Origin of the sequence: Aquimarina rubra (assembly GCF_042684305.1) — a bacterium.
GTDB lineage: Bacteria > Bacteroidota > Bacteroidia > Flavobacteriales > Flavobacteriaceae > Aquimarina > Aquimarina rubra.
On record NZ_JBHULE010000019.1, the window covers coordinates 362,279 to 377,404 of the forward strand.

At 34.3% G+C, this 15,126-nt stretch carries 6 protein-coding genes; 1 reads left to right on the plus strand and 5 read right to left on the minus strand.

Translation table 11 applies throughout. The annotated features are described in order from the left end of the window. Positions 1-7: 7 nt before the first annotated feature. The 5 genes from ACFSR1_RS10255 to ACFSR1_RS10275 form a co-directional block, all read right to left on the minus strand. A complete protein-coding gene (locus tag ACFSR1_RS10255) occupies positions 8-3,331 on the minus strand; it encodes a VCBS repeat-containing protein (RefSeq protein ID WP_378292147.1) in 3,324 nt (1,107 codons plus the stop codon). Then, a complete protein-coding gene (locus ACFSR1_RS10260; protein ID WP_378292148.1) occupies positions 3,324-6,644 on the minus strand; it encodes a VCBS repeat-containing protein in 3,321 nt (1,106 codons plus the stop codon). Before ACFSR1_RS10260 ends, ACFSR1_RS10255 begins: the two co-directional genes overlap by 8 nt. A gap of 89 nt (positions 6,645-6,733) precedes the next feature. Next, the gene (locus tag ACFSR1_RS10265; protein ID WP_378292150.1) at positions 6,734-8,272 is read right to left on the minus strand and encodes a RagB/SusD family nutrient uptake outer membrane protein; all 1,539 of its coding nucleotides are present in this window, start codon (positions 8,270-8,272) and stop codon (positions 6,734-6,736) included. A gap of 12 nt (positions 8,273-8,284) precedes the next feature. Then, the gene (locus ACFSR1_RS10270) at positions 8,285-11,377 is read right to left on the minus strand and encodes a SusC/RagA family TonB-linked outer membrane protein (RefSeq protein WP_378292152.1); all 3,093 of its coding nucleotides are present in this window, start codon (positions 11,375-11,377) and stop codon (positions 8,285-8,287) included. A gap of 287 nt (positions 11,378-11,664) precedes the next feature. Beyond that, positions 11,665-13,335, minus strand: a complete 1,671-nt coding sequence (locus ACFSR1_RS10275; protein ID WP_378292154.1) for an alpha-glucosidase — start codon at positions 13,333-13,335, stop codon at positions 11,665-11,667. Positions 13,336-14,045: 710 nt separating this feature from the next. On the opposite strand from ACFSR1_RS10275, the gene ACFSR1_RS10280 reads away from it, so the two are divergent. Continuing rightward, positions 14,046-15,077 carry a LacI family DNA-binding transcriptional regulator gene (locus ACFSR1_RS10280; RefSeq protein WP_378292156.1) on the plus strand — a complete coding sequence of 344 codons (1,032 nt, stop codon included), beginning with the start codon at positions 14,046-14,048 and terminating at the stop codon, positions 15,075-15,077. Positions 15,078-15,126: the final 49 nt, after the last annotated feature.

Genomic DNA, 15,126 nt, shown 5'->3' on the forward strand with positions numbered 1-15,126 from the left:
ACTTCTGCTATTTATTCTTTTTAAATATTTTTGGAGTCTGATTATTAATCGCCACCAGTAAATATTTCTCTCCTGCTCTGTTTTTCACCCAACGCATCGCCCTAACTTCATTTTCTACCAAAAATCCTGAAAACTTTTGATCTGTGTAGTTTCCTTTGCCATCACCTAATAAAACATTTCCACGACTGGCATCCAGTCTGGAGAACTGCGGTTTAAAATTATAATTGTTTCCTGCTACGATTAAATCTAAATGACCATCGTTATTGACATCTTCTGTTTCAATATCGCAGATACAAGATAGTTGAGTTTCTTTAGGAAGTTCTCCAATCTCGAAAGTCATATCCCCGTTATTCAAAGCTATTAAATTGGCGAAATTGTTTACCTCTTTAATTGTCGTATTGTCTATAGTTTCTTTAGAAAATAATTCATCTATAGATTTAGTTGCGTATTCAGAAAATTTGAGATTTTGTTTCTTCAACACATTAATTTGAGCTGTTATTTCCTTCTTTAAATGTATTGGAACATCTTTTCCATTTATAGTTTGCGTAACAATTTGCTCTACTGTACCGTTATTGTCAAAATCATTGATATACATTTTGGTTGGAGCGTCTGCACTACATTGATATATCGAATTCAACCCTCGATTTCCAAGAACTAAATCTATATCTCCATCACCATCTAAATCAGTTGCTTCTACCGTATTGAACCAACCTGAAGTCTTATCCAGATTTGTCTTGGCAAGAGTTAGTGTATTCCCATCATTTATAAATATCTTAGGAGACATCCATTCTCCAACGATAATAAGATCTTTCTTACCATCTGAATTTATATCGTTCCAAGTGGCATCCGTAACCATTCCGACAGTTTTAATTTCATTTCCCTTTGCTGCTGTTACATCTATAAAGTTTCCCTTACCATCATTTTCTAAAAGATAGCTTTGTGGTGAAACTCCGTAGGTTCCTATAATACTATGGCTTCCTGCAAAAATATCGACATCTCCATCCTGATCATAATCATAAGCTGCTAATACAGAAATATTGGTATTGGTTGGTTTTATAACGCTTCCTCTTGAGAAATTTCCTTTACCATCATTCAAATAACTTCTAACACCCGTTCTGGCACCTTTAAAATTTCCTCCGGAACCAATAACCAAATCCATATCCTGATCTCCATCGATATCTTCAAAAACAGCTGTTACATCTTCAAAAATATCTTCAGTTTCGAATGAGGTCGCTTTCAATTTGCCTGTATCATCCTGCACATATAATTTTCCGGTCTGATTAAATGCTCCACCTATAAAAATGTCATCATTACCATCATTATTTACATCTGCAATTGCCAGGGCAGGACCTTCTTTGGACTGCATTTTATAGATTAATCCTTCATAATCAAAATCTACATATGCATCTTCTTTATGTTGGAACAAGGTATGCGGGATTTCTTCAAAATATCTGTCTTCTTTTTTCTGAGCGTATGTAAAATCCAGATCGGCATTTTGATAACTAAATTCTAATTGTTTATTTAATGCTACCTCCTGCATTAGTTGAGATTTTCCATCCGGATAAATAACCCGTAAAGAGTCTATCTTGTTATTGTTACCCAAACCAAGGGTCATGATGTATTCAACGGAAGATTGGAAACCTCTAGTAGGAATCAATTCTTGTCTAATTATAGTATCGTCAATATATGCCTCGACTACACTACCGATCGCAAAGGTATTTTTAACGTCCCCATTGATTTTGATTTTCAAAAAGTTATTACCGTTCTTTTCGCTATTATTTTTATAAATAGCGACTGGCATATTTAGATTATTAACCACCAAATCTAAATCACCATCATTATCCAAATCTCCATAAGCGGATCCATTCGAAAATGTAGGTTCTTCAAAACCCCAATCTTTTGTGGTATCCACAAAACTTAGGTCTCCATTATTCTTAAATGCGTAGTTTGAAATGGGAGTGGAGGGCATTTTATTAATAATCGAATCTACTTCTTCTTTTTTACCTGTTAATGTCATTTTCTGTATGATATCGTTGGCAAAAAAGTTCATAAAATCCTGATCCGTCAGATCGTGGTAAATTCCGTTGCTAACATAAATGTCACGATACCCATCGTTATCCATATCAAATAATAAAGCTCCCCAGCTCCAATCTGTTTTTGCTACACCACTATAAAAAGCAATTTCTGAAAACGTATCATCTTGATTATTTAGCTGTAATGAATTTTGCATATATTGATTATAAAAATCCCTGCTTTTCTTTAATTGATAAACATCATAACTTTCAAAAGAACTGGTTTCTTTTAATCGTTGATCTCCTTCGGGAAGCATATCGGTAACAAAAATCTCGGGATATCCGTCATTATTAACATCTGCCATATCCGCTCCCATCGAAGAGATACTCAGGTGTTTTACCCAATCCTTAATTTCTTCGCTGAATGTTCCATCACCTTTGTTGATATACAAATAATCTCTTTCATAGAAATCATTAGACACGTATATATCCGGCAATAAATCCTTATTGACATCTCCTATGGTAACTCCTAATCCAAAACCAATCAAACTTCCAAATATCCCTGCTTCTTCACTAACATCGATAAAGACTCCATCATCATTTCTCAACAACTTGTCTCCGCCTCCTTTTAAGATTTCAGGAATATCCCAATCCTTTGCTCTCAGATTTCGCTTATTTACATACCCTAAGCTACTTACCGGAATAAAACTATTGTTCAATATATATACATCTAAATCACCATCTTTATCATAGTCAAAAAATGCGGCATGTGTGGTAAAACCGCTATCAGCAAGATTGTATTCTTCTGCTTTTTCGGTAAATGTGATGGTTCCAGAGTCTGCTGATGGGCCATTATTAATAAAAAGTTCATTCTTTTGATCATCGCCTTCTACATTACCTGCATTACATACATAAATATCTAATAATCCATCTGCGTTAATGTCTACCATCACAACTCCTGTGGACCAGGAATTTTTGCCGGTTGTACCAGAAGATTCAGAAATGTCTTCGAATGTAAAATCTCCTCTATTAAGATAGAGCTTATTTTCTTTTCTATTAGCTGTTAAATATATATCAGGTAATCCATCATTATTTATATCCCCAATAGCCACTCCTCCACCATTATAGAAATTTCTATAGGTGAAAATATTAAAATCCTTTTCGTTATTTACTTGATTGATAAAATCAATATGTGTCTTTTCGGGATTTAACTTAGTAAATAAAACATCCTTTTTTTTAATTAATTTTTCCACAGGTTTATCCTCTCCGCAAGAAATACATACGAATATTACAAAAGCAATGTACAAAAGCTTATTCATGTTCTTTTTTTAATTTTTTAAATACTTGGATACTATCATTATTGACACCAAATAGAAAATACATTGAATCCTTAACCATTATTGATTTTATAGATCTTACTGCTCCTTTCACGCTTAAGCCTGAATTTTTAACACTGTTAAAGTTCCCTTTAGTATCATTTAGAAACACCTCTGCGTAAGAGGCATCTAATCTACTCAATTGGGTGTTTATCTCATAGGTATTACCCCCAAGAATGATATCAGGATATTGATCATCATTTAGATCCTGGACTAAGATATCATGTACAGAGGAAATCTGCGCTTCCCAAGGTAATTGATGTTCTATAAATTCAAGATCGCCTTTGTTTTCAAAATATAAGGTAGCAAGCGTGGATACCTGTTTTTTTTCAGCTTGACTTATCTTTTCTTTTGAAAAATAATCTTTAAAATCTGCTTCTGCGAAAGCTTTATATGAGAGAAACTTTTTATTAAGCTGAGGGATTTGTTTTGTTAGCTCATCCTTAGTAGCAATTGGAGTTTCTTTTCCCTGATAGAAATAGGTCACTATCGGATCTACTTTTCCATTATCATCAAAATCATTCAGATATAACTGTATTGGTTCTTCAAACGAAGCTTTTAAGCGACTGTTTAGCCCCCAATTACCAGCTATGATGTCTAGATCACCATCTTTGTCCATATCCTGAACCACAATGCAATTCCACCAACCATTGGTGTTTTTTAAAGAAGGTATCTCTTTTTTTCTAAAATTTCCTCTTCCGTCATTAACCATTATTGTTATCGGAATATAATGTCCTACCAGTATCAGATCGGGAAAATTATCGTTATTAACGTCCTCAAATTTTGCATCGAATACCTGACCAGTAGTATACAACTCTGAGGCACTTGTTGTCGTTATCTCCTTGAAAATACCTTCCCCATTATTTTCGAAAAGGTAATTTTTTGGCGACTCCCCATAAGAACCTGCAACACTATTACTACCAATAAAAATATCCATATCACCATCTTGATCTATATCTGAACTGATCACTACAGAGGCATTTATTATTATTTTGGGAAAAGTGTCGGGTTTAGCCTTAAACTCACCGTTTTCGTTCATGAATATTACAGGAGCCGTCTCATATCCGGTATAATTTTCATTCCCTCCATAAATAGTAATCAAATCCAAATCTCCATCCGAATCTGCATCAAAAAAGTGTTGATCAACATCTTCGTACTTTTTATAGAGCTCTAAATCAGGTTGCTCTGTTTTATGAAATTTTCCTGATTTCTCTTGTAAAAACAATGTTCCAGGTTTAAACCTTCCTCCAGGTATAAAAACATCCTCTAACCCGTCGTTATTTATATCTTGTACCGAAATGTGAGGTCCTTCATTAGAAATAGCGTAAGGAGCTAAAGGCTCTATACTAAAATCTTTTGTCTCGTAATCCTGATGTTTGAATTTTATGCCTAATGAATCACTTTCAAACAAATCGGAAGGTTTTTTAGCAGTATCTAAAGTATTATTTACCTTATCCTGCTTTAGAGTCATTATTGTGTTTATTTGTATCTTTTTATGTAAAGAAGTATCCCCATCCGGCCACTGTATGCTAATTGAGTCTATAGTAGAACTATTTCCTAATCCAAAATGTACTGAAGAAGAGACTGAAGATAAATATCCTCTGGTGGTATACACTTCTGAAGTTTGCAAACCCTTATCAGTAAAAATAGTTACTTTGGCACCAATCGCATGTAGGTTTTGCGCCGTTCCATCCAATCGTATTTTTAGATAGTTATTCTTTTCTAACTGATCTGTCTGGTTTTGGTAAATAAAGGCCTTTTCATTAATGTTATTGGTTACGATATCTAAATCACCGTCATTATCTAAATCTGCATATACTGCTCCATTACTATAAGATGGCACATTATCTGACCAAGTGTTAGAAACATTATCAAAAGTCAAACCTCCTTTATTGCGATAGAAATAATTGGCAGTTTTCTTATCGGGCAACTCATTAATCAAAGCTAAATCTTCTTTAGTCATTCCTGCATCGATTCGTTTCTGGATATTATCATTGGCAATAAAGCTTATGAAGTCCATATCGTTAGTTGCTCCTTTAATTCCATTAGAAATAAAAATATCTTTGAACCCGTCATTATCATAATCTGCCAGTAATGGTGCCCAACTCCATTCTGTAGCTGCAATCCCAGAAAAAAATGCAACTTCACTAAAGTTTTCATTTCCTCTGTTTATCTGTAAAGCATTCTGCATGTATTGAGGTTGGTAACCGTTTTTGAGATATTGATTATAAATTGTAAAACCATACTCGGTTCCGGATGATTTATAGGTTGCTAAATCTTCCGGCAGCATATCCAATGATAAAATATCCGAAAATCCATCATTATTAATATCCGCAATATCTGTTCCCATGGAGAAGTGAGAGGTATGCTGAATTTTATTCAAATCTGATGTTATCACTTCTTTGAAAGTACCGTTCTTTTGGTTGATATAGAAGTAGTCATTTTCAAAAAAATCATTCCCAATATATATATCAGGATATCCATCATTATTCATATCACTGGTGGCAATACCTAAACCATATCCTATAGCTCCTTGAAAAATCCCTGCTTCTTTAGAAACATCTACAAATAGATTATTATCATTACGATATAATCGATCACCGGATAGAGAATCTACTTGATTTCTCTTAACTCCTCTTCCATAGGTGCGATTAGGATGAACTGAGTGATTTAGAAGATACATATCCAAATCTCCATCACGATCATAATCAAAAAAACTAGCCTGTGTAGAAAAACTAGATATATCCAGATTATAGTCTTCTGCTTGTTCCTTAAAATATGGGACACCTTTAGTATCCAATCCTTGGTTTACAAAGAGTTTATTCTTTCCTTTTATTCCTCTATAATTTCCAACTTTACATACATAAATATCCAATAATCCGTCATTATTAATATCTACTATAGTAACGCCCGTAGACCATCCTTCATTATCCTTAAGAAGATCTGAAGTTGTTTCAGAAAATGTAAAATTCTTTTGATTTATATATAATTGATTTTCATTTTGGTTAGAAACAAAATATAAATCCTCCCAACCATCGTTATTGAAATCCCCAACTCCAACACCAGCTCCATTATAATAATACAGATATGTTAATATATTTAATTCTGGAGTATCTTCTAGTTTGTTTTGAAAATTGATCCCAGTTTTTTCCTCTGATAATAATTGAAAATGATATATCCTCTCCTCCCTTTTACAACATATAAAAAGAAGTAACAGTAGCGTGTAAATACCAATATTTTTAAAAGAAATGATCAACCGTAACCTTTAGTTTGAAATGCCTTAATTAGCAGAGCCCTTCAATTTTTGAAGGGCTCTGATCTAACAAATCTTAGCAATTTAATATGTTAGTAACCAGGGTTTTGTGTTAAATTAGGGTTTGACAACAACGCCGTTGCAGGAATAGGAAACAACACCCTAAAATCCTCTGTACTACTTTTTAGACCCCAAGGTTCTGCAAATTTTCCAAAACGGATTTGGTCATTACGTCTCCAGAATTCTTTATATAATTCCCTTCCTCTTTCATCCAGTATATCTTGATCTGTCAAAGCAGTCAAACTGGTAGAGGTATTTCTAATAGCTCTAAGATCATTAATCATAGTTAATGCGTCATCACCAGAGGTGCCTCCTCTAAAAATCGCTTCTGCTTTCATTAAATGAGCATCAGCATATCTAAAAACAATCTCGTGATTGGTAAAAGAACCATTTTCTGGGTGATATTTTATTGTACGGATTCCTGTACGTTCATCATTACCTAATAATCCAGGGAATTCTTTAGTAAATATTAATGGTTGTCCAGGTCTATCTGTCATCGCAGCTCCAGTTTCATCATATTGTTGCCCAATTAAGAATCCATATCCAATACCAAGATTCGACCCATCAGTTGGAACAAAACCTCTTCGCTCTTCTTGTCCACTTCCTGGTACATTCGTATTAGGATCTCCTTCAAATAAGTCATAGAACTCTGCCAAGGTAGACCAACCGTTCCATCCTCCACCGTCATTACCCGGTGCATTTTGATTATAGTGTAATCCATTCCAGATTCTGTTTCCCACACCTGTTTCTGCGAACCAAATAGTTTCATTATCTACACTTTCTTCAAAAATATCAAAATAACCTGCTTGTAATGAATAGCCATCTGCTGCAATCGCATCCACGGCATTCACAACCGCTGTCATATCTGCCGCATCCGGGGTTCCCGTTCCATTATAAATATGCTTGTTTAAAAGTACTTTAGCCAACAAATAATTTGCTGCTGCTCTGGATGCTTTATTGGTTGATGCACTTGGCCCTACCGTCGGTAGATCTGGAATTGCTTCGTTTAGATCTGTAATTACAAAATCAACCGCTTCAGTTCTAGTAAGAACTATTGGATCCACTTCAGGTCCCTCATCGGCTTCTCTAAATGGAACTTGTCCATACATATCCAATATCCAAAACATACTAAATGCTCTTAGAAATTTTGCTTCTGCCAATTGTGAAGCGTCAGCTCCACTTATTGGATCGATGATTTCTGTGGTATTGAAAACATTGGTATTTAAGTTATTCCAGTTATTCAATACAAATGGGTGAATGGCAGTCCACGTATGTTCGTGTAAATTTCTCCATAATCCATTATCCCCCCAGTCTGTACCTCTTGTTGGCACTAATAGCTCATCAGTAGTTACTTCATTCAATGCATATAAATCTGCTTGATTTCCAATCTGACCATACACCGCGTTGTACACGTTACTTATAGCCGCATCTACGTCTCCAACTCCTGTAAATTCTCCGGTAAGGTTTTCAATAACTGAATCCGTAGGTTCAATCTCCAGATCTGTACAGGAGATCAATAGTATTATTGACATTAAAGCCGATAATCCAAATTTAAATTTCTTTTCTTTCATAATCTTAATTTTTTAAAACGTTGCATTTAATCCAAATGTATAGGTTCTCGGTCTTGGAAAGGCTGTATAATCAATACCTGCTGTGGGCACTCCATTTAGAGGTGCACTTACGTTTACCTCAGGATCCAAACCACTATAGTCAGTTATTACGAAAAGGTTTTGACCTGTAGCAAAAATACGAAGACTTTTAAAAACTCCTTCGCCAGATAGTGGCCAATTATATCCCAAGGAAGCCGTTTGTAATCTTAAGAAATCTCCTTTTTCAAGAAAACGAGTAGATACATCAGGAGCGTTAGCAGCAGATTCTCCATTCGTTAAAACATCTACAGTAACATTCCTACCTCCATTGATACTACCAGCGGTAAAAAATGCATTGGCCGTATTATTATAAATGTAGTGACCAAACTGCCCTGCAAAGAATAACGATGCATCCCAGTTTTTATAATCAAATGTAGTAGAGATTCCTAAGTTAATATCTGGTAAAGCACTTTTACCTACAAACTCCTGTACATCTCCATTAGGGTAAATGGATTGTCCATTAGCATCAAATCCAGCAAATTCTCTCAAATAATAAGAAAACAGCGGTTGATCTTCTGCTAATAGTTGAGCAAAAGCACCTGTCAATCCTTGCCCGCTTATTTGTCCTGATGGAATCTGCCCATCAAAATTTTGGAGTTCATTTTTATTATATGCTATATTAAAACCAAAATTCCAATTTAGATCTTCTTGTCGGAGAATATCATAATTAATTGCAAATTCTACTCCTTGGTTGATAACATTTGCATCTATATTAGTAAAATTAAATGGTTGCGGAGTCGGTTGTGCGTTTGGAATACTCAGTAATAATTCCTGAGTGTCTTTATGATAAAAATCAATAGTACCTGATAAACGATCTCCAAAGAAACCAAAATCAATACCAACATTTGCCTGGCTTGTTGATTCCCACTGCAAATCATCATCCTGAAAAGAAACACGACTTGTTCCTGGAGCATTGATCACACCATCTTGCGCAATACCTCCAGGATTAAACCTACGTCTAATTGTAAAATTACCAAAACCAAGTCCGTCCTGATTACCTGTAACACCATATCCAAGTCTCAGTTTTAACGTAGAAAAAGCATCTCCTATAAAATCTTCCTGGTCTAACTTCCAGGCAAATGCACCAGATGGAAAATATCCATAAGTTTTATTTGGCCCGAATCGAGAAGAACCATCCGCACGCACCGTTGCAGTCAAAATATACTTATCTGCAATGGTATACGTACCCCTTACAAAAAATGATTGTAACTCATCCGTAAAATCAAAGGTATCACCCAACACTGATGTTAAAGGAATTGCAGGTGCATTTAAAGCTTCGCCCTGTACTATCTCTGGAAACAATCTATTTACAAAAGAGCCATTTGGAGCTACTCCATATTGTTGGTATGACCCCTCAATTGAGCTTTCAATTAAATTAGCTGCTGCTTCCAAACTATCGCCCATTCGATCTAAATTTGTAGTACCGAATCCAAAACCCTGTACGGTTCTACCGCTTCTAGCAAAATCCTGATATGAGAACCCAGCTAACGCAGAAAGTTTAGAGTTGCCAAACTCCTTCTCGTAGTTTAAGGTTACTTCTAAAAGTCTGTTTTCTACGTCAATATCATTAAGAACTCCTCTTCCATTTTCTGGGGCTCCGTTGTTAAACCCTGTAATTTCGCCAGATAACACATTTATCGCAGTAGACTCAGAATCGTCATACCCCAGAGTCACTTTTGCACTTAACTCGGATGTAATATTATATTCTGCCGAAAAATTAATTAAATATCTATTCGTCTTTGTTTCGTTTTGACTAAAATTTAGCAATGCCAAAGGGTTAATGTTTGATCCTCCGGGCACAAAACCAGTCTCAGCAGGCCAAGTAGGGTTAGCAGAATAAGCTGCTCCTAATAAATCTCCTTGAAATCCTGCATTGTTTGTTATAGGTGGTGCCTCATCGTTTACTCTTGACAACGTACCTTGTAAATTTAATTTTAACTTATCGTTGAAAAATCTGTGAGTCGCATTGATCCTACCTGTAATTCTTTCTAATGAACTCTTTTTTATAACCCCGAATTGCTTACTATATCCAAATGAAGCTCTAACGTTTCCGGTATCGTAATTATTAGAATATGACAAACTATTTATTGTAGATTCGGCTTGTCGTGTAATTACATCTTGCCAATCTGTACTTGCTCCAAAATCCTGTGCAGAAACATTACCACCAAACTGATCAATGGCTGCCAGATATTGCTGTCTATTTAATAAATCAAACTCCTGTGCAGGTTTTGCAATACTAATAGAAGAAGAATACTCAAAAACTCCTTTTGGAGCTCCCCTACCAGTCTTTGTAGTAATTATAACAACACCATTCGCCCCTCTGGATCCGTATATCGCTGTAGCAGACGCGTCTTTAAGAATACTTACACTTTCTATGTCATTAGGATTTAAGAAATTTAACGGATTTCTTGCAGAACTGGTTCCTAATCCTAAATCAGCACCTCCAGCTGCGGTATCATCACCTGCCAAAGGAACTCCATCTACCACGAAAAGAGGATTGTTATTAGAACGAACCGAAGTTGTTCCCCTAATTCTAAGAGCTACTCCTGCCCCAGGCTCTCCACTTGCTTGAGTAATCTGCACCCCTGCAGTTTTACCTTGGATTAGCTCTTCTGGAGAAACAATGGCTCCTCTGTTAAAATCTTCGGAGGTAACAACAGCTACCGAACCGGTAGCGTCTTTGATGGATTGTGTTCCATAACCAATTACCACTACAGCTTCTAATTCGGCTGCATCTTCTGTCATGGTAATGTTAATGACTGTTTGGCCATTAACATCAATAGCCTTTGTTTGAAACCCAACATAACTAAAAATCAATGTAGCGTCTTCCGGTACATTGTTTAGTGTATAGTTTCCATCAAAATCAGAAACCGCCCCATTTTGAGTCCCCCTTACAAGGACATTTACCCCTGGTACTGGACCATTTGCATCAGAAATCACCCCTGTAACCGTGATTTGTGCAAACATCATATTCCCCGAGATAAATACTAAAAGAAACATGAGTTTTTTAAGTATCATACTTTTCATAATTTAGAGTTTGATTAAATTTAAATAATTAGTTGTGAATTATTGTTACTTTTACCGTTAAAAATTTTAATATTTCTTTAAAAAAACAAGTAACAGGGGCGCCTCAGTCTTACTAGAACAATTGACTCATTAGTAACATCTTATATATATTTAAAAAAATAAAAGTTACAATTTTAAGATGCCCCTATGTTACCTCTTATAAAGGAGTCCTATCAGAAAAACTCCTTCGCTAACAAACAAAAACTAATTTCACTTTCTACTCGATTCATATTTGCTATACGTTAATTTTATTTTAAATCCAGTACTACTCCCTGATATGGTTTTAGAGTCATACTGGCATTATCTATTTCAAGATTTTTATAATTATTTACAAGAATTTCAATCCCTTTCAAGTCATACCCTGAATCAAACAATTCTTCTGTATTATTGAAATTGAGTATTACCATAATTGTGTTTTGATCAAGGGTTTTCTTATAAACATAGAGATTCGGGTTATTAAACGCTATCTCTTCGAAATTACCGTGTACAAAAACATCATGTTTTTTTCTTGTACTTAACAACCCTCTATAGAAATTTAATATAGAATCCGGGTCTTTATCCTGATTTTCCACATTAATATTGACATAATTAGGATTTGCTTTTAACCAAGGTTCTTTGGCAGAAAACCCTCCATTTATTTCATCATTCCACTGTACAGGCGTTCTAGCATTATCTCTTCCTTCTCTATTAATCATTTCCAAAGCTAATTCCTCTGAGTACCTCTTTGTTACTTTATTTTCTTTATAAAAATTTAAAGACTGTATATCTCTTACTTCATCTATATGTTGTAGTGAAACATTGGTCATACCAATCTCATCGCCTTGATATATGTTCAAAGTACCGTTTTGAGTAGACAACATTGTTATCAACATCTTTGCAGACTCTGAATGATACTTCTTATCGTCTCCAAATCTGGATACCATACGTGCAAAATCGTGGTTTCCCATAGCATTCGCTATCCAACCAGTTTCATGAACGGCATCTCTCCATTTTTTAAAGATATTCTTCATATTAACGAGATCAAACGGAGAAACCTCTTCAAACTTTCCATTGACGATGGTACATTCCAGAATATCGAAATGATACAACATATCTAATTCCTTTCTATCTTCATTCACATAAAGTCCCGCAATCGATTCATTAATCCCAACTCCTTCTGCTAAAGAAAAAGCATCATACTTACTTATTACTTTTTCATTCATCTCTTTTAAATATTGATGAACAGTCGGACCGTTTGCATATACATCTTCAATGATCTTCCTGAATCCAACATCAGGTGCATCAGGATACCCAACTGGCTTTGATATCAAAGGAATAACATCCATCCTAAATCCATCCACCCCTTTATCTAACCAAAAGCGCATTGCATCATAAATTTCCTCTCTAACCTTAGGATTTTCCCAATTAAGATCGGGTTGTTTTCTGGTAAAAAGATGCAAATAATACTCTCCAGAAGCTTCATCAAACTCCCACGCGCTTCCTCCAAAGAACGATTTCCAATTATTAGGAGGTCCGCCATCAGAAGCTGGTTTTCTCCAATGAAAATAATCTCTGTAAGGGTTGTTCTTAGATTTTTTAGCTTCTTCGAACCACTTATGCTCATCAGAACAATGATTAGCTACCAAATCCAATATTAACCTAATACCCCTTTTATGCGTTTCTCTTAATAATTCGTCAAAATCCTCCATAGTACCAAACTCTGGCATAATAGAGCAATAATCGCTGATATCATATCCATTATCATCGTTCGGTGAACTAAAGATTGGACTTAACCAAATAATATCAATATGTAAACTTTTTAAATAATCTAATTTTTCGATTATCCCTCTTAAGTCTCCGACACCATCATTGTTACTATCATTAAAACTGCGAGGGTATATTTGATAAATAGTTCCTTTTCTAAACCAAGTAAGTTTCACTCAATATAATTTTAGCTTTTAACAATATTTTATTTTAACTTTTATATAGGTTTAGATAATCTTACATCGGTTATTATCAAACATTCTTTTGGGACAGTATTGCAAAAATGATTTCGCAAAAAAACAGTTAAAATAAATCTGTATTAATGTATTTTGAGCTGATTTTTTAACAAATCTACAATATTATTCATATAGAATTTTAAATAACTAAATCTTAACATTACCTATACATCTTAATGTAAACAACTTTTAAATCAATTTAAACAACTGAATACCAATATTTTAATTTAAAAAACCCAAGTCTAAGAAAAAGTAACAACAAATAAACTTAATCGATTAAGTATAGATTTTATATAGACATATGCTTAACATTTTTCTATACCTTCATTAAAAAAGAACCTATAAACTTCTTATCAAACTAGATTTCAATTTCTTAAAAAAATAAATATTTTAACATTATTTGTCATAAATTAGCGTAGGTGTTTCAAATGGGAAATTTGAATTATTAATTTTGGGAAAGGTTTTATAAAACGTATTGTTTTATACATTTTGTTACTATTTAATTACTTGACAATTAATGTTATTACAAATTACATAACAAATAGCATCTCAGGAAAGCAAATCTTATACTAAAAAAAATACAAACGTTTGTATTATTGTTTTTTTAGTAAAATTAAAGATTCATTGATAATTTTTTAATATTAATCTTAATGGGTTTTAAAAAAAGAAGGGTAAAACTTGAAGATATCGCAAGAAAATTAAATATTTCTATTGCAACAGTATCTCGCGCGTTAGATGAAAATCCCAGAGTAAAACAAAGCACCAGAGAAAAAGTATTTCACATGGCGAAGTTGATGGGGTATATGCCTAATCAAATTGCCAAAAGCCTGAGTTCGGGAAAAACTAATATCATCGGTGTTTTGATCCCACGATACGATGAACCTTTTTTTATTGAAGTATGCAGGGGAATAGATCAATATGCCAGAAAGCACAATTATAAAATACTTATTAGTTCATCAAGAAATTCTTATGAGTTTGAAAAAGAAAACCTTATTTCTTTTGAAAAAGGTCTAGTAGATGGTATTATTTTATCCCCCACTCATGAAACCGAAAATGTTGCTCATCTAAATAATTTGGTCAACAAAGGAATCCCAATGGTATTATTTGATAATATAAGAGAAGAAGTTTCTGGTGCTGATCACGTAATGATCGACGATGAAAAAGCCTCATTCTCTGCAGTAGAATTCTTAATTAAAAAAGGAAAGAAAAAAATTGCATTTATTGGTGGAATAAAGCAGAAAAAAGTCTTTCAGGACCGATATAAAGGATTTATTTCTGCATTAACAAAATACAAAATACCTGTATACGATGAATTAGTTTTACACTGCAACTCTCTTGATCGAGAATTTGAAGATAAAGAAATCTTAGATTTTTTTAAACACCTATCCATAACTCCTGATGCAGTTTTTGCCTGTACAGATAACTATGGTTTATTAGCGATGAAAACGCTATTAAAAACTGGAAAAAAAATACCTGAAGAAGTAGCAGTTATAGGCTTTGGAGATCTTGGACTTGGTGAAGTATTCGTCCCTACTTTAACGTGCATCTCTCAACCCAGTTTTGAGATGGGACAAAAAGCGGCAGAGCTTTTAATAAATCAACTAAATGAATCCGATGAGGTAGATCATCAGAAAAGAATTATTCACCTTAAGACCAAACTTACCGAACGAGAAAGCACTTAAAAAAATCTCTAGGCCTCAAAAAAAATATCAGCCTTCTTTAATAAAACAT